Here is a 22,511-nt window from a genome sequence, read left to right as displayed (position 1 = left end):
TTAAGCTGACAGCTGCTTACGGCCTTTCGCGCGACGACGAGCCAGAACGGCACGGCCGTTCTTGGTGGCCATACGGGCACGGAAACCATGGTTACGCTTGCGCTTCAAAACGCTGGGTTGAAATGTTCTTTTCATCTTCAGATACCTGATTGATTCATGCCAGAGCTGGTGAGCCCCTTCAAGGGACCGGTGATTCTAGTGAAGAAGGGCAGACGGGTCAATTCGATTCGCATCCGTGGATTAAAAAAACAATATAAGAATAATTCTTTTTAAAAGACTGATGATGTTGATGTAAATGAGCAGGCGTTTTTCTGTGGATAAGCCGCTCGAGCACTCATGTCCTGCGTTTCTCAGCGGAGCATAACCCGGTTAACAACCTGTTTCGGCAGACCCTCGACTGGTGTGGACCTGCTGTGGATAAACAGGTCGGATATCCACAAGCGGTTTTCGACGGCGCTTATCCACCTTGTTGTGGACAGGCTTCGGTGCAGGTTGTGCACAGCCTTTAAGATCCGCTGTTTTCGATGATTGTGCTTTCTATATCGTTGCGCCCGGTGTCAGAGAAACTGCTTTCGGCGTGCAGACGCAAACCATGGTTCGGTGTGGATAAGTCGAGGGGTTCCAGCTAGAATACTGTCCCTAGGCAAAGCCAGAATGGCTGCACAGTGACGTGCACTGTTTCATTCCAAAACAAGCCGCTAGGGTATAGCGCACCGGGGGATTTAGTGTCTGTTGCACTCTGGCAGCAATGCATCGATTTTTTACGAGATGAGCTACCTGCTCAGCAGTTCAATACCTGGATTCGTCCGTTGCAGGTAGATGGCGACGATCATGAGTTGCGTCTGTATGCACCCAACCGATTCGTACTCGATTGGGTCAATGACAAGTACCTCAACCGCATACAGGAATTGCTCGACGATCTGTCCCAGGGGCAAGCGCCATTGCTGTCCTTGTTGATTGGCAGCCGTCGCGCAACGTCCACTGGTAATGCTCAAAGTCCGGCTGTTCGTGCGGAGACCAGTAAACAGAGCCCCGCTACGGCGACGGCCCCGGTTACGCCGCGTACCCAGGTTATTTCACAGGGATTTCAGCCCGAACCTGCCGCTGATTCACCGCGACAGGCTGAATATGACCCGCATCCGCCACAACGCGCCGACTCGGGCCCGTCGGTGGTCAAGCACACCAGCTATCTCAACCGCAGTTTCACGTTTGAGAATTTCGTCGAAGGCAAATCCAACCAACTTGCCCGGGCGGCAGCCTGGCAGGTGGCGGATAACCCCAAGCATGGCTATAACCCGCTGTTTTTGTATGGCGGCGTGGGTTTGGGCAAGACTCACCTTATGCATGCGGTCGGTAATCATCTGCTGAAGAAAAATCCGGCAGCGAAGATCGTCTACCTGCATTCGGAGCGTTTTGTCGCGGACATGGTCAAGGCGTTGCAGATGAACGCCATCAACGATTTCAAACGTTACTACCGATCTGTCGACGCTTTGCTGATTGACGACATTCAGTTTTTCGCCAAGAAAGAGCGCTCCCAGGAAGAATTCTTCCATACTTTCAATGCGTTGCTTGAAGGTAACCAACAAGTCATTCTCACCAGTGACCGGTATCCCAAGGAAATCGACGGGCTTGAGGAACGTCTCAAGTCTCGCTTTGGCTGGGGCCTGACGGTGGCCGTTGAGCCCCCCGAACTCGAGACACGGGTAGCGATTCTGATGAAGAAGGCTGAACAGTCGCGCGTGGATCTGCCGCATGACGCCGCCTTCTTTATCGCCCAGCGTATTCGCTCGAATGTCCGGGAATTGGAAGGCGCGTTGAAACGGGTAATCGCCAGTGCGCATTTCATGGGTCGCGACATAACGATTGAATTGATTCGCGAATCGCTAAAAGATCTGTTGGCACTGCGCGACAAGCTGGTGAGCATTGATAACATCCAGCGAACCGTCGCCGAGTACTACAAGATAAAATTATCGGATTTGTTATCCAAGCGTCGCTCGCGTTCGGTAGCGCGCCCGCGTCAGGTGGCCATGGCTTTGTCCAAGGAACTGACCAACCACAGTCTTCCGGAAATCGGCGACGCTTTCGGCGGTCGCGATCACACAACGGTCCTGCACGCGACACGCAAAATCGCTGAGTTGCGTGAAATGGATGCCGACATCCGCGAAGATTATAAAAATCTGCTCAGGACATTGACCACCTGATCAAGGTGATGCCTGGCAACCTAGCCATCCTGCACGAGGTCGAAGGAAGACAATGCAATTCACCATTCAGCGCGAAGCCCTGTTGAAGCCCCTGCAACTCGTGGCCGGTGTTGTAGAGCGGCGCCAGACGCTACCGGTACTCTCCAATGTTCTGCTGGTAGTTGATGGCAATACCCTGTCTCTTACCGGTACGGACCTTGAGGTCGAGCTGGTCGGTCGCATCAGCCTGGAAGAAGGCGCAGAGGCTGGCGAAATTACCGTCCCTGCGCGCAAGCTGATGGACATCTGCAAATCCTTACCTGATGACGCCACCCTGACCGTTAAGGTCGATGACAACAAGGCCGTGATCAAGGCCGGCCGTAGCCGCTTTACTCTGGCGACGCTACCCGCAGCTGATTTTCCTAACGTAGAAGACGGCCCTGGGGCGATGAGTTTCGCTGTCGGCCAGAACAAGCTTCGTCGCCTGATTGAACGCACCAGTTTTGCCATGGCGCAACAGGACGTTCGTTACTACCTCAATGGCATGTTGCTGGAAATCAATAACGGCCAGTTGCGTTCTGTCGCAACGGATGGTCACCGGATGGCCATGTGTACGGTGGATGCCGGTATCGACTACCAGGAACGCTATCAGTTGATTGTTCCGCGCAAGGGCATCCTGGAATTGGCGCGCCTGCTTGGTGAGGCGGACGATCTGGTGAACATCACGCTGGGCTCGCACCACATCCGCGCGACGACAGGAGACTTCACCTTTACCTCGAAATTGGTCGATGGCAAGTTTCCTGACTACGAGCGTGTATTGCCGCGTGGCGGTGACAAGGTCGTGCTGGCAGACAGGCAGACTATGCGTAACGCCTTTGCCCGTACGGCGATTCTCTCGAACGAAAAATACCGCGGTATTCGTTTGATGCTTAGCGAAGGACAACTGAAGATCCAGGCAAACAATCCTGAGCAGGAAGAAGCTGAAGAAGAAATCGTTGTGGATTACTCCGGCGCTTCGTTGGAAATCGGTTTTAACGTCAGTTATTTGCTGGACGTGATGAACGTGCTGGGAAGCGAACACGTTAAGCTGATCCTATCGGATGCCAACAGCAGTGCGCTGGTGCAGGAATCCGAGAATGATGACAGCCTGTACGTCGTCATGCCCATGCGTCTCTAATCCTCAATAATGCCACTCAAGCGCCTCGCTGTTACCGGGGTGCGAAATTTGCACCCGGTAACGCTTCTCCCTTCTCCTCGCATCAATATTATTTCTGGCCTGAACGGCAGCGGTAAAACCAGTCTACTCGAAGCCATCCATATTCTCGGCATGGCGCGCTCATTCCGCAGCACCAAACTGCAGCCTGTAATTCAGCACGAACAAGACGCCTGTACGGTATTCGCCGAGATTGTTTTACATACCGGGCAGTCATGCTCTCTGGGTATCACCCGGAACCGCCAGGCTGAATATCAGATTCGATTGAATGGTCAGACTGCGCGTAGCACGGCGCAGCTCGCTGAAACCCTTCCTCTGCAGCTCATCAATCCGGACAGTTTCAAGTTGCTGGAAGGGGCGCCTAAACAACGCCGCCAGTATCTCGATTGGGGAGTGTTCCACGTGGAACATCGGTTCCTGCCGACCTGGCAACGATTGCAAAAAAGCCTCAAGCAACGGAATTCATTGCTCCGGCGTGGTAGAATCGAGCGTTCGATGATTAGCCCTTGGGATGCTGAATTGGTGCAGGCCGGGGAACAGATCGATATGTATCGGCAGGCTTATCTCAAAGCGCTTAAGCCAGCCTTTGAGCAGGCACTGGCTCAGTTGATCGATTTGCCTGATTTGAAGCTGAGTTACTTCCGTGGCTGGGACAAGGATAAATCGCTGAGCGCGGTATTGAATGCGCAGTATGAACGGGATGCGCAGCTGGGGCATACGCAGGCGGGACCCCAGCGAGCCGATCTGCGATTGCGTATACACGGCATGAACGCTGCTGATGTGCTATCCAGAGGCCAACAGAAGCTGGTTGTCTGCGCGTTGAAGATTGCTCAGGGCGACCTGCTGCGGGACAGCGAGAAGCTCAGGGACTGTGTATTTCTCATCGACGACCTGCCGTCAGAGCTTGATCAGCAACATCGTAAATCGTTGTGCGCTTTACTCGAATCGCTGGAATGCCAGGTTTTTATTAGTTGCGTTGAGCCTGAACAGCTGGATGGCTGTTGGCAAGAAGCAACACCTCGGGCCATGTTCCACGTGGAACATGGTCAAATTATGCAGACCGAATGACGTCTGGAGTGACTACAAGATGACTGAAGAAAGAGCTTACGATTCCTCAAGTATTAAGGTCCTCAAGGGCCTCGATGCGGTGCGCAAACGCCCGGGCATGTATATCGGGGACACGGACGACGGTACCGGTCTCCATCACATGGTATTTGAGGTGGTCGATAACTCGATTGATGAAGCCCTTGCCGGTTACTGCACGGACATCAATATTATTATTCACGCCGACGAATCCATCACCGTTAACGACAACGGGCGAGGGATTCCGGTAGACGCACACGAAGAAGGTGTGTCGGCGGCCGAAGTTATCATGACGGTGCTGCACGCCGGCGGTAAGTTCGACGAGAACAGCTATAAGGTATCGGGTGGACTACACGGCGTAGGGGTTTCGGTGGTTAACGCGCTGTCTGAGAAGCTTGTTCTGACGATTCGCCGAGAAGGTAAGGTGTGGGAGCAGGATTACTCCCATGGCGTCCCCCTGGCGCCTCTCAAGGCCATTGGGGACGCCGATAGCAATGGTACACAGATTCATTTCAAGCCCTCCTCCGATACGTTCACCAGTATCAGCTTTTCCTGGGATATTCTGGCCAAGCGCCTTCGCGAATTGTCATTCCTGAACTCCGGGGTGGGCATCAACCTTATCGATGAGCGCACCGGACGGCAGGAGCTATTCAAATATGAAGGCGGTCTGCGCGCGTTTGTTGAATATTTGAACGTTAACAAAACGACCGTCAACTCGGTGTTCCATTTCAATATTCAACGCGACGACGGTATCGCCGTTGAGGTCGCGATGCAGTGGAACGATAGCTTCAACGAAAGCCTGTTGTGTTTCACCAACAACATTCCACAGCGGGACGGCGGAACTCACCTGGCGGGTTTTCGTAGCGCACTGACCCGGACGTTGAACAGCTATATCGAACAGGAAGGCTTGTTGAAGAAAATGAAGGTCAGTACTTCAGGCGACGATGCTCGCGAGGGCCTGACTGCTATCATTTCCGTTAAAGTCCCGGACCCTAAGTTCTCTTCCCAGACTAAGGACAAGCTGGTCTCTTCAGAGGTGAAAACTGCTGTAGAACAGGAAATGAACAAGCAATTTGCGGATTATCTGCTGGAGCGCCCGAACGAAGCCAAGGCGGTTGTCGGCAAGATGATCGATGCCGCACGTGCGCGCGAGGCAGCTCGCAAAGCACGGGAAATGACGCGTCGTAAAGGTGCGCTGGATATCGCCGGTCTGCCAGGCAAGCTGGCAGACTGTCAGGAGAAAGATCCGGCGTTGTCAGAACTCTACATAGTGGAGGGCGACTCCGCCGGCGGCTCAGCTAAACAGGGACGCAACCGTAAAACCCAGGCGATCCTTCCGCTCAAGGGGAAGATTCTCAACGTTGAGAAAGCCCGCTTCGACAAGATGCTTTCTTCCGCCGAGGTCGGCACGCTGATCACCGCGTTGGGCTGCGGTATTGGCCGGGAAGAGTTCAACATCGACAAGCTGCGTTATCACAACATCATCATCATGACCGACGCCGACGTTGACGGTTCGCACATTCGGACCTTGTTGCTGACGTTCTTCTTCCGACAGATGCCGTTATTGATCGAACGCGGTTACATCTATATCGCGCAGCCTCCGCTCTACAAGATCAAGAAGGGCAAGCAGGAACAGTACCTGAAGGATGACGAGGCGCTGCAGGACTACCTCACTCAGTCTGCTTTGGAGGATTCATACCTGTTCGTCAACGAGCATGCACCGGGCATCACCGGTGAGCATCTCGAGAAAATCGTACAGGAATTCCGTGCGGTAATGAAAACGCTGGACCGACTGTCACGCTTGTACCCGGTCGAGTTGATGGAGCATTTCATCTATCTGCCTCGTCTATCCGCTGAGAACGTTGCTGATAAGGCGTTCATGGAAGAATGGATCGGCAAGTTCGAAACCATGGTCAAGACCGGCGAGAAATCAGGCCAGCAATACGTTGTCAGCCTGCGCGAAGACCGCGAGCGCAATCTCTGGTTGCCGCAGGTAGAGTCGATCTCCCACGGCCTATCCAGCTATTACACCTTTAATCGGGACTTGTTTGCGAGTAACGACTACCGGGCCATGGCTGAGCTGGGTGAGAAGCTGCAGAGCCTGCTTGAAGATGGCGCCTATATGCAGCGGGGCGAGAAGAAAAAGCCGATCACTCATTTCAAGGAAGGCCTGGAATGGATGATGAACGAAACCGCTCGCCGTCATACCATCCAGCGTTACAAGGGGCTGGGTGAGATGAACCCTGACCAGCTCTGGGAAACGACTATGGATCCTGATAGCCGCCGCATGTTGCGGGTTAATATTGAGGACGCGATCGCCGCTGATCAGATCTTTAATACCTTGATGGGTGATCACGTCGAGCCGCGGAGAGAGTTCATCGAAAGCAACGCGCTAGCGGTATCCAATCTGGATGTGTGATCGTTAAAAGCACTTAGTGCTTATGCTAAAAAACCCGGTCAGGCAATCGCCTCCCGGGTTCTTTTTGGCGTATCGCTTGCTACAAGTTCGTTCAGCCTACCGCCTGGCGAAGCGGTTCCGTACTTTGCACGGTGCTGATTGACTCGGATGCGTTATGCAGAACACTGCTCATTTGCTTTTCCAGCGATTCGAGATGCGCGAGCATATTCTGATGGGAGATCATTAACTCACACTCGTCAGGACATCGGTCTAGCGCCTGTTTTCCCATTTCCACGAACCAGCGGGCTTTTTCTATACGGAGCTGAAGCTGAGCGATGTGGTTATCGACGTGTATCATGTGATCCTTCCTTTTCAGGCGCTTAACAAATATCCCTTTCACATCTCGAACAGCTGGATTGAGCTGGGATATGGCTTGTTCACTTCTTGATATCTGCTGCGGTCTTCAAGAAACCGAAAGGCCAGAATCTTTCGCCATTTTTTGTTGTGCATAGATTGTTATTGTCAGGGAGCTATCCTGCTAGCTCACTGAGCCCAGTCTAGCCCGTAAAATATGTGACGCAGTACCGCTTGTCTGATTGAAGCGGACTTCAGACAGCACGTCAGCCAGTGATCAGCCGTAGTACGGTTAGCTGTGTGCCCTCCCCATAAAAAAGGCCGGCATAAGCCGGCCTCTATGATGCAGGTGCTGGTTAAGGAAGCGGCCCGTATTCGGTGCAGTTGCCGGTATCGACGTATTTCTTGAGCACGTCCCACTGGGCTTTCTGTTTACCGTCCTTGCCAGGTTCGACCGAGAGCTTGTAGTTACCCCAGGATGGACCTGCTGCCCAGTAGCTCACCGGAATGCAGTTCTCCTGCAGGTACCCAAGCATATTATCCATAGCTTTCAGATATTTAGGATCGTTCGGAACGCCGAACTCGCCAATATGCCCTCGTTTGTAGTTCTCCTTGAGCCAGTTCACGAATGGCTTGACCCGGTTCACGCCCACCATCGGATCGAATTTGTCGTAGTTCTCTTTATAGCTCCCACTGGCGTCTGGATCGAGATAAACATGGGCCGAGAAAACCAGATTATTAGCCGGGTCGTTGAGTTCCAGTAGCGCGTCGGCATACTTGGGCCAGCGCGCGGCGCTGGACCAGGACGTGCCTTCGATGAAGATCGGCTTGAGCGTGTCGTGTTTGCGCACACCGTCGATGCCGGCCTGGGCCGCAGCGGGCCATTTATCATCGGCGCCGTAGGGCTCATTCATGATGTCATAGGCGTATAGCGCAGGGTGATTGCCCCAGCGCTCGGCAATCCGCGAGAGCAGGTCCTCAAAGGCTTCCAGCGGCACCTTCTTGGTACCGATCACGTCGCCGCGGTAGCGGGCGTAATTGTGGACGTCGAGCAGGATATCGATGTAGTTGTGCTCAGCCTGATCCAACATATCGTCGATATGCCCGGCATACACTTCATCGAATTTGCCTTTCAGTTTTGGCTGGAGTCGCTCCCACTTGATAGGGAAGCGTACCGAGGTGATGCCCTTCTCTGCCCAACGATCGAAATAGGCAGCTGGTGGGAAGAAATAATGGGTGCCTTCTTTACCTGGCAGCGCACTACTGGTGAATTCAGCACCTGCTACGTTAAGACCAATCAAGGCTATCGGACCACCGGTGTCAATGTCGCCAGCGCGTGCGTTCTTGTTGGCTTTTCCAGCCGTTTTGGCGCCGGTCGATGTGCTACCCGTCTTCTCGTCGCCAGCGTCGGTGGCATCCTTGCCGCTGGAATCGGGCTCCTGTCCCGCTTCGACCTGTTCGATTTCAGGGTCTTCAAATTCGGGTTCGCTATCGCCACTGCCGCTACGACAACCTTGGCTGGAAACTACTATCAGACCAAGCGCGACAGGCATCAGCCATCTACGAAAGGGATGGAGACTGTCTGTCTTCATGGTGAAACCTTCTTGTTCGAGTGAGTTGGGAACGGAGAAGATAGTAAGAGACAGATGGCAATTTGTGGCCAAGGCGATGCCGGTTTGTGACCAAGGTTTGACTCGGGGCTGTAAAGGGTGACGGGCATCGCATAACGAAGCGGCCCCAGCGCAGAATTTGCGGGTTCAAGCCGGTTGAAAAGAGGCCGTGCGGAGACGCTTGATACGTCTGAAAGCCCCGTGCTTGATGGCCTAGTGCCTTATAACCAGAGACTGTGTAGTTAGTTTAATAGCGGTTGGAATTGAGATCGTGGCAGGACGGTAGAGATGTTCTGGATCAGGCTTGATGATCGATAAAGTACGTAGCCAAAGGCAGGGTGTCATAGGGAGCCAGCCCGGCGGTGTGTCAGCTGCCGGACTGTTGTGGCGGATGAATTGTTGATCTTTTTCTCAGCGAGCGGTGGTTTCACCCAGCGCGTCGTTTACCCACTGCTCGGCGCGCTTGTTCAACTCGACGATGGAACGGGGATCAGTGCCCTTGGGATACATTGCCGGGCCTATTTTCACCGTTATGGTGCCAGGTCGTTTGCCCCAGCCGATCTTGGGCCAAAATTCGCCGGCGTTGTGCGCCACCGGTACTACCGGCACGTTGTTTGTGCAGGCCAGCGCAGTGCCGCCTCGGGAAAATTTCACTGGCGTGCCGGGTAACACTCGGGTGCCCTCGGGGAACACCAGAATCCAGAAACCTTCCGCCAGCCGCTGCCCGCCTACCTTGGCGAGCTGTTTGAGCGAATCACGACCGTTGCTGCGGTCGATGGCGATAGGTTTGGCCAGCGCGAAGGCCCAACCGAAGAAGGGAACGTAAAGTAATTCCTTCTTGATCAACTGGGTTTGCGGACGAAACACCTGTTGCAGGAAGAAGGTTTCCCAGGTGCTCTGGTGGTTCGCCAGAATCACGCCAACCTGATCTGGAATGTTTTCCCGGCCGATGACCTCGTAGCGAATCCCGACAAGATGCCGGGTCAGCCAGATTGCCATACGGCTCCACCAGCCGATGATCAGCGTATAGCGCCAATGAGGCGACAGAAAGGGCGCGACGATCAGCATCAATACACCCCAGATGCCTGCGCTTGCGGACAATAGCAGGTAGAACAGAATGACGCGCAGGGGCATCAAAAAGGACATGGTCAGTCTTCCAGCAAGTAAGCGGCCACGGCGGCCAGATCATCAAATACCAGTGTTTCAGGCGGCAGCGCCTTTTGTTCGGTCGTGGCGCCCTTTCCGGTCCGGACCAGGAAAGGCCGACAACCTACCGCTACGCCTGCCTGTAGATCCCGCAGGCTGTCACCAACAGTGGGAACGCCCTCCAGCGGCACCTGAAAATGCGCAGCGATGTTTTCGAACAAACCTGAGAGGGGTTTTCGGCAGGCGCAGTTATCATCCGGCCCATGGGGACAGTGCACGATAAGGTCAACCCGGCCGCCCTGCTGGGCGACCAGGTCCTGCAGATGCTGGTGCATGGCTTCAAGTGTTGCCTGGTTGAAATAGCCGCGCGCCAAGCCGGACTGATTGGTAGCCACCGCAACGGTCCACCCGGCCCGGCTGAGCGCGGCTATCGCGTCGATCGAGCCGGGTAACGGAATCCATTCATCCAGCGATTTGACGAAATCGTCCGAGTCCTGATTGATGACGCCATCGCGGTCCAGAATGATCAGTTTCATAGAGTCTGCGCCAATCAACCCAGCAGCGAAATATCCGCCACCCCGAGGAACAGACCGCGCAGCCGGGCCAGCAAGGCGTAACGGTTGGCCTTTATCGCAGGCTCTTCGGCATTGACCAGAACCTGATCGAAGAATGCATCGACCGGCTCACGCAGCGCGGCAAGCGATTCCAGGCTGCCGGTGTACTGGCGATCGCGTGCCAGTGGTTCGGCAGCACGTTCGGCATCCTGTACCGCCTTGGCCAGATCAACCTCGGCTCGCTCGTGTAATAAAGCCGGATCGACAGTGGGCTCGATGGCGATGTCGGCCTTGGACAGGATATTGGCTACGCGCTTGTTGGCGGCGGCCAGGGCTTCTGCTTCTGGCAACCGGCGGAACGCTTGCACAGCCTGTACGCGCTGGTCGAAATCAAGCGGCGAGCTGGGCGCTACCGCACGCACCGACTGATACACCGCTACGTCGATGCCCTCGTCTTCATACCGGGCACGCAACCGGTCGAAGATGAAATCCTGGACCTGCTCGACCAGACCCTGCGCCTTCACCGCATCGCCGTACTGGGTGACGGCCGTTTCCAGCGCAGTATGCAGATCCAGCTCCAGTTTCTTCTCGATCAGGATGCGCAGCACACCCAGGGCAGCACGACGGAGCGCGTAGGGATCCTTGCTGCCGGTAGGCAGCATACCGATGCCGAAGATGCCCACCAGAGTATCCAGCCTGTCCGCTAGCGCGACAGCAGAGCCTGTAAGCGTGGTCGGCAATTCTCCGCCCGCGCCGCGCGGCATGTATTGCTCGTTGAGCGCCAGTGCAACGTCTTCTGCCTCGCCGTCATGCTTGGCGTAGTAATAACCTGCGATCCCCTGAAGTTCGGGAAACTCGCCGACCATTTCCGTGGACAGGTCGCATTTGCTCAGCAGGCCTGCACGCTCGGCTTTTTCGGGTTCGCCTCCAATATGCCCGGCGATGATCCGGGCCAGACTGGATACGCGGCATGCCTTGTCGTAGACGCTGCCGAGCTGGGCCTGGAAGACAACATTGGCGAGGCGCTCATTATGCGTTTCCAGCGGCTGCTTCTGGTCCTGACGGAAGAAGAATTCAGCGTCGGTCAGACGTGGGCGGACCACCTTTTCATTGCCGGAAATAATCTGAGTAGCATCATGGCTCTCGATATTGGCGACGGTGATGAAGCGCGGCAGCAGACGACCGTTGGCATCCAGCAGGCAGAAGTACTTCTGGTTGTCCTGCATCGTTGAAATCAAAGCTTCCTGCGGTACCTGAAGGAAACGTTCCTCGAAGCTGCAGACCAGCGGCACGGGCCATTCGACAAGTGCAGTCACCTCATCCAGCAGGTCGTCCGGGATGATGGCCGTACCGTTCTGGCCCGCTGCAAGTTCTTCAACCCGCTGACGGATGAATTCGCGACGCTCACCAAAATCGGCGATAACCTTTGCCGCCCGCAGATCATCCGCATAGCTTGCAGGTGTGGTGATACGGACTTCATCAGGATGATGGAAACGATGCCCACGAGACGTCCGGCCTGCCTGTTGCGCGAGGATTTCGCCGGGGATCATCGAGTCGCCCTGGATCATCACCAGCCACTTTGTGGGTCGCACAAACTCGGTCTTGCGGTCGGACCAACGCATCCGCTTCGGAATGGGCAGCCCGGCCAGCGCCGTTTCGACGATATCGGGCAGCAGGTCGTGTGCCGGCTGACCCGGAATGGTCTGCACATACCGCAGCTTCGGACCGCTGCGGTCCAGTTCAGACACGTCCACGCCGCACTTGCGGGCAAAGCCCTGGGCCGCCTTGGTCGGGTTGCCATCGGCATCAAAGGCTGCCTGCACCGGTGGGCCGTCCATCTGATTGGTACGGTCGGGCTGCTGGGTGGCCAGTTGACCGATAAAAACGGCCAGGCGCCGCGGAGCAGCAAAATACCGTGCTGAGTCGTAGCTCAATCCTGCTTCCTGCAAACCCTTCTCAACGCCTTCTTGGAAGGATTCGGCGAGGCGCTTCAAGGCCTTTGGCGGCAGTTCTTCGGTTCCAAGTTCTACCAGGAAATCAAGCGGCAGCATCATTCGGCCTCCTTCAGTTTGGCCAGTACTTCATCACGCAATTCGGGAGTGGCCATGGGAAATCCGAGTTTCGCCCGGGCCTGCAGATAGCTTTGGGCGATGGCGCGGGACAGCCCGCGCACGCGCAGAATGTAGCGCTGACGTTCGGTGACAGAGATGGCGCGACGGGCGTCCAGCAGGTTGAACGTATGGGATGCCTTGATGACCATCTCGTACGCCGGAAGCGGCAGTTCGGCGGTGATCAAACGGTTGGCTTCGCTCTCGTAGAAATCAAACAGCTCGAACATCTTGTCGACGTTGGCGTGCTCGAAGTTGTAGGTCGATTGCTCTACCTCGTTCTGGTGGAACACATCGCCATAGGTCACCTTGCCGAACTGACCATCGGAGTACACCAGGTCATACACCGAGTCCACGCCCTGCAGATACATTGCCAGCCGCTCGAGGCCGTAGGTGATCTCGCCGGTAACCGGGTAACACTCGACACCACCTACCTGTTGAAAATAGGTGAACTGGGTGACTTCCATACCGTTGAGCCAGACCTCCCAACCCAGACCCCAGGCGCCAAGCGTAGGAGATTCCCAGTTGTCCTCGACGAAACGGATGTCGTGAACCAGCGGATCCACGCCGATGTGCTTCAAGGATTCGAGATAGAGCTCCTGGATGTCATCCGGATTGGGCTTGAGCACCACCTGGAACTGATAGTAATGCTGAAGGCGGTTCGGGTTGTCTCCATAGCGCCCGTCAGTTGGCCGGCGGCTGGGCTGAACGTAGGCTGCATTCCAGGTCTCGGGGCCGATAGCGCGCAGGAAAGTCGCGGTATGGAATGTCCCCGCACCCATCTCCATATCGTAGGGCTGCAGAATCACGCAGCCCTTCTCTGCCCAGAAGCTTTGCAGGGCAAGGATAAGTCCTTGAAAGGTATGGACGGCTGGATTGGTTTGAGTCACGTTTTCACCCGGTTAGGCTGTGAAGAAAGGCGGAAGTATACATTCAGACAGAGGTGACATACAGGCGAAGACCCAGGCTCTGTATGCGATCAGATTCAACTATGACTGAGCTACACTGGCCCGACGACAACAGACGCAGTGAATAGCCCATGATTGCAACCGCAACGCCTGTCATCCGCTGCCAATGGTGTTCGGATGATCCGATTTATCAGGCCTACCACGACACTGAATGGGGGGTGCCCGAATTTAACGGTGACCGCCTGTTTGAGAAACTGGTGCTGGATGGCCTGCAGGCGGGCTTGTCCTGGATTACCATCCTCAAAAAGCGAGAGCGCTACCGAGAGGTATACCGCGGGTTTGATGTCAGCTTCATGGCAAACCAGACGGACGATGACCTGCTGCGGCTGATGGACGATGCCGGCATTATCCGCAACCGACTGAAGATCAATGCCGCTCGTCAAAACGCCCGGGCCTGGCTGACGCTCCGGGAGCGGACCGATCCGGCGCAGTGGCTCTGGCAGTTTGTCGGCGGTGCGCCGCGTATCAATCATTTCACCCGCATGGCCGAGGTGCCGGCCATCACGCTTGAAGCCGAAGCTATGAGCAAGGCGCTGAAGAAAGCCGGGTTCTCGTTTGTCGGGCCTACCATTTGTTATGCCTTCATGCAGGCAACGGGCATGGTTATGGACCATACAACCGATTGCTTCCGCTATCCGGTTCTGGCCGATAACCGCGCGATCTCGCCCTGACGCGTCGCTGCCTTTACAATGTATTTTTTCGAACGACTGCGGAGTTACTAGTGGAACGGCTCAAGGGCGCTTTGATTGTCGGCTTTCTCCGGCTGTATTCCATGCTGCCGTTTCGGTGGGCGCAGCGCCTTGGTGCCGGTATGGGCTGGCTTACCTGGAAGCTGCCAAACCGCTCCCGTGAGGTCGTGCGCATCAATCTGGCGCACTGCATGCCCGAGCTGAGCGCAGAAGAACGTGAGGCGTTGGTTGGCGAAACGTTGATCAATACCGGCCGCAGCGTAGCGGAAAGCGCCTGCGCCTGGATGTGGAAGCCATCCAAGACGCTGAGCTATGTGAAGGAAGTCGAGGGCGAGCACCTGTTACGCGACGCCCTGGACTCAGGCGACGGTGTAGTCTGCATCACCAGTCATCTGGGCAATTGGGAAGTGCTCAATCATTACTACTGCTCCCAGTGTTCGCCGTTGATCTTCTATCGGCCACCGAAACAGAAAGCCGTGGACGAGCTGCTCAAGCGCCAGCGTACACAGCTCGGTAACAAGGTGGCGGCTTCGACCCGTGAAGGCATTACCAGCGTGATTCGCGAAGTGCGCAAAGGCGGAGCTGTGGGTATTCCGGCCGATCCTGAGCCCGCGCTCAAGAGCGGTGTGTTCGTGCCCTTTTTCGCGGCTCAGGCGCTGACCAGCAAGTTCGTGCCGGGTCTGGTCAAGGGTGGCAAGGCCAGAGCGCTGTTTCTGCATTGCGTTCGTTTGCCTGATCACAGTGGTTTCAGGATCATTCTCGAAGAGGCGCCCCAGGCGCTGTACAGTGATGATGAGACCGAAGCGGTAACCGCCATGAGTGCGGTTATCGAGCGCTATGTCCGCCGCTGGCCGAGCCAGTACATGTGGAGCATGAAGCGGTTCAAGAAACGCCCCGCAGGGGAAAAACGCTGGTACTGAGTTCAGGCGTACTGCGTTGTCACAGGGATAATAAAACAAAGAGCAGGAGCTAAAGCATGGCCAACCAGCGACAGTATCCGCGCACCATGATGCGGTGCCGGATCAGGATTACCCACCCGGATCTGGGCGATGTGTACGGACAGACGCGTGATCTGTCCGATGGAGGTGTGTTCGTGGAGAACGCTGATCTGGCGACGCTGTCGCCGGGCTCGGAAGTACAGGGGCAAGTGCAGGATATGCCCATCGAGGCGCCGGTCCTGCGCATGGTTATTCAACGGGTCATCCCCGGTGAAGGTGCAGGCCTGGCATTTCTCGACGAGGAATAAGCGGGCCGCCAGCTGATGAGCTGCGCGATCCGCCGGGCATCAGCGACGCCAGAACATCGGGGTCAGCAGGATGATCAGCGTAAAGACCTCAAGCCGGCCCAACAACATGGCAAAGCTGAGGATCCATTTTACCGCTGAGGACATTTCTCCATAGTGGGTCGATACATCGCCCAGGCCCGGGCCAAGATTATTGATGCACGCGGCCAGTGCAGAAAATGCCGTAACGAAGTCCAACCCGGTGCCGAGCAATATCAGGAACATAACGGCAAAGGCGAACACGTATACCGCACAGAACCCCCACACTGCCTCAACGACTCGATCCGGCACAGGTTTGTTTCCGAGCTTAACCGGGAATACGCCATGCGGATGGAGCAATCGCTTGGTTTCACGCGTGCCCTGCTTGAAGAGCAGGATGACGCGGATGACCTTCATGCCGCCCCCCGTAGACCCCGCGCATGCACCGATAAAACTGGCGTAGAGCAGCAGGAACGGCAGCACCGTTGGCCAGACTGAAAAATCAGTGACGCTGAAGCCTGCCGTGGTCGCAATCGAAATGGTCTGAAAGGCGCCGTATCGGATCGACGTCCAGGTGTCGAAATGCTCCATATAGATAAGCATCGCGCAACACACAATGAACAGCGCCGCCAGTATCAGCAAATATGAGCGGCACTCGGGGTCATGCCAATAGCTTTTCAGCGAGCGGAACCGCCAGGCCAGAAAATGCAGGGCGAAGTTGATACCGGAAATGACCAGAAACACCATGCAGATCAGCTCAATGACGGGGCTGTCGTAGTAGCCGATATTCAGGTCATGGGTGGAGAATCCGCCGATGGCGACGGTTGAAAAGCTGTGACCGATGGCGTCAAAAAGCTCCATCCCTGCGGCCCAGTAAGCTAGGGCGCAGGCAAGCGTAAGGCAGGTGTAGATCAGCCAGAGTACCTTGGCTGTTTCGGCAATCCGCGGCGTGAGCTTGTTCTCTTTCAGCGGCCCGGGCATCTCCGCTCGGTAAAGCTGCATTCCTCCAACGCCCAGCAGCGGCAGGATAGCTACCGCCAGCACAATGATTCCCATCCCGCCAAACCATTGAAGCTGATGGCGATAGAACAGCAGGGCGCGGGGCAATGTATCCAGGCCGGTGATGACCGTCGCGCCTGTGGTGGTCAGGCCCGAAAAGGACTCGAACACAGCACTGGCTACAGACAGGTCCGGCATATCAAGAAGATATAGCGGCACCGCACCGAACAGCCCGAGAACCAGCCAGAACAGTACGGTAATCAGATAGCCATCCCGGGTGCGTAACTCGTTGCGTCGGTTGCGTACCGGCAACCAGGCCAGAAAGCCAAACGCAAAGGTAATCAGAAAGCCGGTAACGAAGGCTTCGCGGGCATGCTCGCCATAAAACCAGCCGACCCCCGCCGAGGGGAGCATGCTGGTGGAAAACAACATCAGCAGGATGCCAATGATGCGCTGGATTTGTGGATACTGCATGCGGTCGGTTACCTAGGGTCTGTTGCTGTTACGGCGGTACAGGTCAGAGAAATGTCAGCCCGACCTGAAACAGGCGCTCGACATCGCGAATGTGTTTCTTGTCGATCACGAACATGATCACATGGTCTTCGGATTCGATCACCGTAGCGTCGCGGGCAATCAGCACCTCGTCGCTGCGCACGATTGCACCAATGGTGGTACCGGGCGGCAGGTCGATGTCGCCAATGGCGCGACCGACCACCTTGGACGAGCGCGAATCGCCATGCGCCACCGCTTCAATTGCCTCCGCCGCGCCGCGCCGCAACGAATGCACGTTAACGATATCGCCCCGCCGAACATGCGCAAGCAGGGTACCGATGGTCGCCTGGGAGGGTGAAATGGCGATATCAATTTCGCCACCCTGAACCAGGTCGACATAAGCCGGATTGTTGATCAGTGCCATGACCTTGCGCGCGCCCATGCGCTTGGCCAGCATCGATGACATGATGTTGGCTTCATCGTCGTTGGTCACCGCGCAGAAAATATCAACTTCCTCGATATTCTCCTCGATCAGCAATTCCTTGTCTGAGGCGCTGCCGTGCAGAACGATGGCGCGGTCGAGATTTTGCGCCAGGTAGTCCGCCCGAGCCTTGCTCTTCTCAATGATTTTGACCTGATAGCGCGTCTCCATGGCCTCGGCGAGGCGTTCACCGATGTTGCCGCCACCGGCAATCAGCACCCGTTTGTTGGTGCGATCGAGGCGTCTGAGTTCACTCATCACAGCCCGGATATCCGGGGTGGCAGCGACAAAGAACACTTCATCGTCAGCTTCGATTACTGTGTCGCCCTTGGGAATGATCGGACGATCCCTGCGGAAAATCGCGGCGACCCGGGTCTCGATGCCGGGCATATGCTGACGCAGGAAGCGCAGTTCCTGCCCGACCAGCGGCCCGCCGTAATAAGCGCGTACGGCTACCAGCTGCACCTTCCCTTCCGCGAAATCGAGCACCTGCAGCGCGCCGGGATTCTCGATCAGACGTTTGATATAGGTGGTTACTGCCTGTTCGGGACTGATCAACACATCAATCGGCACTGCATCGTTGTGGAACAGCCCGCCGCGGGTCAGATAGGCAGACTCGCGTATCCGGGCGATCTTCATAGGCGTACGAAACAGGGTGTAGGCGACCTGACAGGCGATCATGTTGGTTTCGTCACTGCTGGTGACGGCAATCAGCATGTCGGCGTCGTCGGCACCGGCATGGCGCAGGATGGTGGGAAAGGACCCGCGGCCAACCACCGTGCGGATATCCAGGCGGTCGCTCAGATCACGCAGGCGTACCGCATCGGTGTCGATAACGGTAATGTCGTTGGCCTCGCTGGACAGTTCCGTTGCCAGACTGCTGCCCACCTGGCCGGCGCCGAGAATGATGATCTTCATGACGCAGACGGCTCCTTATCTTCGGCGGGAAAACGACCGCGGCGGCTGCTACTGGCGGCTATTTTGACCAGTTTGGCCAGATAAAAGCCATCATGACCATCCTGTTGCGGTAAAAGTTGCCGGCCGCACGGTTGTGGTTCGCCGTAATTTGCGGCAATCGACAACTCCCTCGCACTGGGCTCGCGTTGCAGGAAGGCCTCGACCACGCGGGTATTTTCCTCCGGCAGTACCGAACAGGTGGCGTAGACCAGAATGCCGCCGACCTCCAGCGTTTGCCACATGGCATCGAGCAGACTTGCCTGCAGCGATGCCAGTTCACTTATATCGGCCGGCTGCCTGGCGAGCTTGATGTCGGGGTGACGGCGAATCACTCCGGTTGCCGAACAGGGAGCGTCGAGCAGGATACGGTTGAAGGGCACGCCATCCCACCAGGCATCCAGATCGCGACCGTCGGCGGCTATCAGGGTGGCTGTCAGGCCCAGGCGATCGAGATTCTCCTGTACCCGTAGCAGGCGCGACGGTTCGAGATCCAGCGCGACCAGCTCGCTGAGGGCGGGCTGTTGCTCCAGGGCGTGACAGGTTTTACCGCCCGGGGCGCAGCAGGCGTCCAGCACCCGATCGCCAGGTCTGACTTCCAGCAACGGGGCGGCCAGCTGCGCCGCTTCATCCTGCACGCTGACCTGGCCCTCGGCGAAGCCGGGCAGTAACTGAACATCGCAGGCCTGGAGCAGACGAATGCCCACCGGGCTGTGCATACAGGCCTCGGCAGCAATACCGGCCTTTTCAAGCTGTCGCAGATAGGCCGAGCGCTCAATCTGGCGCTGATTGACGCGCAACGTCATGGGCGGATGGGCGTTGTTCGCCTCGCAAATGGCTTCCCAGTGCTGCGGCCAGTCTGTCTTGAGCTGTTTCTGCAGCCAGCGTGGATGCGCCAGGCGCACCACCGGGTCGCGCGTCATCTCGGCAAACAGGTCATCGGCCTCACGTTGAGCGCGGCGCAGCACGGCATTGAGCATGCCTTTGGCCCAGGGCTTTTTCAGGGTTTTAGCGGCGCTGACGGTTTCATCAATAGCTGCGTGGGCTGGAACGCGGGTATAGAACAACTGATACAGGCCGACCAGCAGCAACGCCTGAAGGTCCCGGTCAGCCGCTTTGAGCGGTTTGTCCAACAGGCGATTGGCCAGTGCTTCGAGGCGAAAGAACCAGCGCGCGGTACCAAAGGCCAGTTCCTGGGTCAGTGCATGATCGCGCGGAGCAACCTGCTTCAGCTGACCCGGTAAGCTGGTGCCGAGCGAAGCCTTGCCTGCCATGACCAGCGCCAGTGCGTTGGCCGCCGCCAGGCGCGGACTCACTGACCGTTTTCCAGCTGCAGGCCGGACGCGAAATGATTGCGTCGCGCATTGTATAGATCGGCGAATGCCAGCGGCTTGCCGCCGGACAACTGAAGCCGTGTCAGGCGCAACGCGCCCTCTCCGCAGGCGACCAACAAACCGCGCTTGTCTACCGCAAGCACTTCGCCCGCTGCGCCCGCGCCAGCTTCCGGGCAGGCAGCCCATATCTTCAGAGGCTGATCATTCCAGCGCGCATGCGCCAGTGGCCAGGGATTGAACGCGCGGATCATGCGGTCAAGCTCGATCGCTGAACGGGACCAATCGATACGTGCATCAATCTTGCCAAGTTTATGCGCGTAGGTTGCCAGGCTGTCGTCCTGTATTGCCGGCGTTGCCTTGCCTTCAGCCAGCTGCTCGATGGCAGCAATGACCGCTGGCGGGCCTATCGTGGCAAGGCGGTCGTGCAAGCTGCCGCCGGTGTCTTCGGAGCTGATCGGCGTGGTTGCTTTAAGCAGCATGGGACCGGTGTCCAGTCCCGCTTCCATTTGCATGACGGTCACGCCTGATTCTTTATCGCCCGCCTCTATTGCACGTTGGATGGGCGCTGCGCCACGCCAGCGCGGCAGCAAGGACGCATGGCTGTTGATACAGCCCAGACGGGGAATATCCAGTACCGCCTGCGGTAATATCAGCCCATAGGCCACCACCACCAGCAGATCGGGTGCGAGCGCGGCCATCTCAGCCTGACTATCAGCATTTCTCAACGTTTGCGGTTGGTAGACCGGTAGCCCGTGCTTTAGCGCAAGTTCCTTTACCGCACTCTGCGCGATCTTGTGCCCACGTCCCGCGGGCCGGTCAGGCTGGGTGTATACCCCGATAATGTTCAGGCCCTGCTCGATCAATGCCTGGAGATGGGCTGCGGCGAACTCTGGGGTGCCTGCGAAGAGGATGCGAAGGTCTGACGCGTTCATGGGAATCCGTAAAGAAAAGGCTTGCCGAAGCAAGCCTTGTGACTATCCAGGCAGACCCTAGCCGTTGGCCTGCAGCTTATGTTGCTTTTCCAGCTTCTTGCGAATGCGGTCGCGCTTGAGATTGGAAAGATAGTCGACAAACAGCTTGCCGTTCAGGTGATCGCATTCATGCTGGATGCATACCGCGAGCAGACCCTCACAGATACGGTCGAAGGGCTTGCCGTCCTGGTCCAGCGCCTTGACCCGCACACGTTCCGGACGCGTAACGGTTTCATAGAAGCCGGGCACTGACAGACAACCTTCCTGCATTTCTTCCAGGTCTTCGGTCAGAGGCTCGAATTCAGGGTTGATGAATACCAGCGGCTCGTCCTGATTTTCGGACACGTCGATAACGACTATCCGCTGGTGCACATTGACCTGCGTAGCCGCCAGGCCAATGCCTGGAGCCGCATACATGGTCTCGAACATATCGCTGATCAGCTGGCGCACGGTATCGTCAACCTCGACCACCGGTTTGGCGATGGTGCGCAGGCGCGGATCAGGAAACTCCAGAATATTTAATATCGCCATATCGGTTTGTGATGCACTTGTGGATCAGATATAAGTTGTGCTGCTAAGATGATTGCAGCTAGGAAATAAAGCGGGTCTGGCTCCTCGTAGCGCAGGAGTATGTACTCAGACCTCGGGTGCTGACCTACATAATAAAGGGATTCGTGTCATGAGGAAAACATTACTCGGCCTCCTGTTGGTGGCTTCGAGCTTTTTAGCTCAAGCGCAGGAGTCGGTATTCAAGGAAGATCACCCGGAACGGTATCAGGTTGTGAAGGGCGATACGTTGTGGGATATATCAGGACGGTTCCTCAGTTTGCCATGGAAATGGCCAGAAATCTGGCATGCCAATCCGCAAATAGACAATCCCCATCTGATCTATCCGGGCGACATTATTTCGCTGGTCTACGTTGATGGTCAGCCTCGGCTGACAGTCAACCGTGGGCAGGGCGGCACCATCAAGCTCTCTCCGACCATACGCTCGCGTCCGGTTGCCGAAGCAATCCCGACCATTCCGCTCGAAGCGATCAACGCCTTCCTGCGTGCCGGCCGCATTCTCGACACTGAAGAGCCACTGGAGCAAGCACCCTACGTAATCGGCGGCGAAGCCGAGAGCGTCGTTGCCGGCGCTGGTAACCGGGTCTATGCCCGGGGCGATACTGAAAGTGACGTGGCAGCCTATGGTATTTATCGGCGCGGCCGGTCCTACACCGATCCGGAAAGCGGCGAATTCCTCGGAATTCACGTGCAGGAGATTGGTAACGGCCAGGTCATGGCCTCGGAGCGGGATATCACTACGCTCAATATCACGCGCAGCCGCCAGGAAGTGCGAGTCGGCGATCGCTTGATGGAAACCGAAGAGCGCGCCGTATCCTCAACTTTCTTCCCGAGTGATCCGGAACAGGAAGTGAACGGTCTGATTCTCGACGTGCCGAACGGCGTAACCCAGATTGGTCAGTACGATGTGGTACTGCTGAACAAGGGTGCGGTCGACGGCCTGAAAGAAGGCAACGTGCTGGCCATCTACAAGACCGGCGAAGTGGTCCGCGATCGCATCCAGAACAACCAGGTTCAACTGCCCGATGAGCGCGGTGGTTTGCTGATGGTGTTCCGCGTCTACGAACGCATGAGTTATGGGATCGTGCTGAATGCCAGTCGCCAGCTGGCGATCATGGATAAGGTCCGTAACCCTTAAGTTTTGCTTCA

The 22,511-nt window shown here is 56.7% G+C and carries 20 protein-coding genes; 8 read left to right on the top strand and 12 right to left on the bottom strand.

The window, feature by feature from the left end; genetic code table 11:
- Nucleotides 1–135, bottom strand: a complete 135-nt coding sequence (gene rpmH, locus HG264_RS13560) for a 50S ribosomal protein L34 (protein WP_105644045.1) — start codon at nucleotides 133–135, stop codon at nucleotides 1–3.
- Between the two features lie 590 nt (nucleotides 136–725).
- On the opposite strand from rpmH, the gene dnaA reads away from it, so the two are divergent.
- Genes dnaA through gyrB form a run of 4 tightly spaced genes read left to right on the top strand, consistent with a single transcriptional unit; the run spans nucleotide 726 to nucleotide 6,895 of the window.
- The gene (gene dnaA, locus HG264_RS13555; protein ID WP_169408169.1) at nucleotides 726–2,201 is read left to right on the top strand and encodes a chromosomal replication initiator protein DnaA; all 1,476 of its coding nucleotides are present in this window, start codon (nucleotides 726–728) and stop codon (nucleotides 2,199–2,201) included.
- Between the two features lie 52 nt (nucleotides 2,202–2,253).
- The gene (gene dnaN, locus HG264_RS13550; protein ID WP_169408168.1) at nucleotides 2,254–3,357 is read left to right on the top strand and encodes a DNA polymerase III subunit beta; all 1,104 of its coding nucleotides are present in this window, start codon (nucleotides 2,254–2,256) and stop codon (nucleotides 3,355–3,357) included.
- A gap of 9 nt (nucleotides 3,358–3,366) precedes the next feature.
- Complete coding sequence (recF, locus tag HG264_RS13545) at nucleotides 3,367–4,461, top strand: DNA replication/repair protein RecF (RefSeq protein ID WP_169408167.1); 1,095 nt, start codon at nucleotides 3,367–3,369, stop codon at nucleotides 4,459–4,461.
- A gap of 19 nt (nucleotides 4,462–4,480) precedes the next feature.
- A complete protein-coding gene (gene gyrB / locus HG264_RS13540) occupies nucleotides 4,481–6,895 on the top strand; it encodes a DNA topoisomerase (ATP-hydrolyzing) subunit B (RefSeq protein ID WP_169408166.1) in 2,415 nt (804 codons plus the stop codon).
- Between the two features lie 91 nt (nucleotides 6,896–6,986).
- Here gyrB and HG264_RS13535 read toward each other — a convergent pair whose 3' ends face one another.
- The 6 genes from HG264_RS13535 to glyQ form a co-directional block, all read right to left on the bottom strand.
- Complete coding sequence (locus HG264_RS13535; protein ID WP_169408165.1) at nucleotides 6,987–7,232, bottom strand: hypothetical protein; 246 nt, start codon at nucleotides 7,230–7,232, stop codon at nucleotides 6,987–6,989.
- Between the two features lie 352 nt (nucleotides 7,233–7,584).
- Nucleotides 7,585–8,820: a glycoside hydrolase family 5 protein gene (locus HG264_RS13530; RefSeq protein ID WP_256663678.1), complete on the bottom strand. Its 1,236-nt coding sequence runs from the start codon at nucleotides 8,818–8,820 to the stop codon at nucleotides 7,585–7,587.
- Between the two features lie 429 nt (nucleotides 8,821–9,249).
- The gene (locus HG264_RS13525) at nucleotides 9,250–9,984 is read right to left on the bottom strand and encodes a 1-acyl-sn-glycerol-3-phosphate acyltransferase (protein WP_169408164.1); all 735 of its coding nucleotides are present in this window, start codon (nucleotides 9,982–9,984) and stop codon (nucleotides 9,250–9,252) included.
- Nucleotides 9,985–9,986: 2 nt separating this feature from the next.
- Nucleotides 9,987–10,520 (bottom strand): D-glycero-beta-D-manno-heptose 1,7-bisphosphate 7-phosphatase, encoded by a 534-nt coding sequence (gene gmhB / locus HG264_RS13520; RefSeq protein ID WP_169408163.1) that lies wholly within the window; start codon nucleotides 10,518–10,520, stop codon nucleotides 9,987–9,989.
- Nucleotides 10,521–10,534: 14 nt separating this feature from the next.
- Nucleotides 10,535–12,592, bottom strand: coding sequence for a glycine--tRNA ligase subunit beta (gene glyS, locus HG264_RS13515; RefSeq protein ID WP_372240174.1), 2,058 nt, complete (start codon nucleotides 12,590–12,592; stop codon nucleotides 10,535–10,537).
- The gene (gene glyQ, locus HG264_RS13510) at nucleotides 12,589–13,536 is read right to left on the bottom strand and encodes a glycine--tRNA ligase subunit alpha (RefSeq protein WP_169408162.1); all 948 of its coding nucleotides are present in this window, start codon (nucleotides 13,534–13,536) and stop codon (nucleotides 12,589–12,591) included. Before glyQ ends, glyS begins: the two co-directional genes overlap by 4 nt.
- Nucleotides 13,537–13,685: 149 nt before the next feature.
- Here glyQ and HG264_RS13505 point away from each other — a divergent pair, with 149 nt between their 5' ends.
- The 3 genes from HG264_RS13505 to HG264_RS13495 are packed head-to-tail and all read left to right on the top strand — an operon-like array spanning nucleotide 13,686 to nucleotide 15,549.
- Nucleotides 13,686–14,285, top strand: coding sequence for a DNA-3-methyladenine glycosylase I (locus HG264_RS13505; RefSeq protein WP_169408161.1), 600 nt, complete (start codon nucleotides 13,686–13,688; stop codon nucleotides 14,283–14,285).
- Between the two features lie 50 nt (nucleotides 14,286–14,335).
- Entirely contained in the window at nucleotides 14,336–15,223 is an 888-nt protein-coding gene (locus HG264_RS13500; RefSeq protein WP_169408160.1) for a lysophospholipid acyltransferase, read from the top strand.
- A gap of 56 nt (nucleotides 15,224–15,279) precedes the next feature.
- Entirely contained in the window at nucleotides 15,280–15,549 is a 270-nt protein-coding gene (locus tag HG264_RS13495; RefSeq protein ID WP_169408159.1) for a PilZ domain-containing protein, read from the top strand.
- Nucleotides 15,550–15,588: 39 nt separating this feature from the next.
- On the opposite strand, the gene HG264_RS13490 is transcribed toward HG264_RS13495, so the two are convergent.
- From HG264_RS13490 to def, 5 genes are read right to left on the bottom strand one after another with little or no spacing between them, the layout of a single operon-like run.
- Nucleotides 15,589–17,037, bottom strand: a complete 1,449-nt coding sequence (locus HG264_RS13490; RefSeq protein WP_169408158.1) for a TrkH family potassium uptake protein — start codon at nucleotides 17,035–17,037, stop codon at nucleotides 15,589–15,591.
- 43 nt (nucleotides 17,038–17,080) lie between these two features.
- Nucleotides 17,081–18,454 carry a Trk system potassium transporter TrkA gene (gene trkA, locus HG264_RS13485; protein ID WP_169408157.1) on the bottom strand — a complete coding sequence of 458 codons (1,374 nt, stop codon included), beginning with the start codon at nucleotides 18,452–18,454 and terminating at the stop codon, nucleotides 17,081–17,083.
- The gene (gene rsmB, locus HG264_RS13480; RefSeq protein WP_169408156.1) at nucleotides 18,451–19,806 is read right to left on the bottom strand and encodes a 16S rRNA (cytosine(967)-C(5))-methyltransferase RsmB; all 1,356 of its coding nucleotides are present in this window, start codon (nucleotides 19,804–19,806) and stop codon (nucleotides 18,451–18,453) included. Before rsmB ends, trkA begins: the two co-directional genes overlap by 4 nt.
- Entirely contained in the window at nucleotides 19,803–20,756 is a 954-nt protein-coding gene (fmt, locus tag HG264_RS13475) for a methionyl-tRNA formyltransferase (RefSeq protein WP_169408155.1), read from the bottom strand. The genes rsmB and fmt overlap by 4 nt, the downstream gene beginning before the upstream one ends.
- Nucleotides 20,757–20,813: 57 nt before the next feature.
- Nucleotides 20,814–21,326 (bottom strand): peptide deformylase, encoded by a 513-nt coding sequence (gene def, locus HG264_RS13470; RefSeq protein WP_169408154.1) that lies wholly within the window; start codon nucleotides 21,324–21,326, stop codon nucleotides 20,814–20,816.
- A 148-nt stretch (nucleotides 21,327–21,474) separates the two neighbouring features.
- On the opposite strand from def, the gene HG264_RS13465 reads away from it, so the two are divergent.
- Nucleotides 21,475–22,500, top strand: a complete 1,026-nt coding sequence (locus HG264_RS13465) for a LysM peptidoglycan-binding domain-containing protein (RefSeq protein WP_169408153.1) — start codon at nucleotides 21,475–21,477, stop codon at nucleotides 22,498–22,500.
- Nucleotides 22,501–22,511 lie beyond the last annotated feature (11 nt).

It is taken from the genome of Pseudomonas sp. gcc21 (genome assembly GCF_012844345.1).
In the GTDB taxonomy this organism is placed as follows: domain Bacteria; phylum Pseudomonadota; class Gammaproteobacteria; order Pseudomonadales; family Pseudomonadaceae; genus Halopseudomonas.
This window is presented reverse-complemented; position numbering and strand designations above follow the sequence as displayed.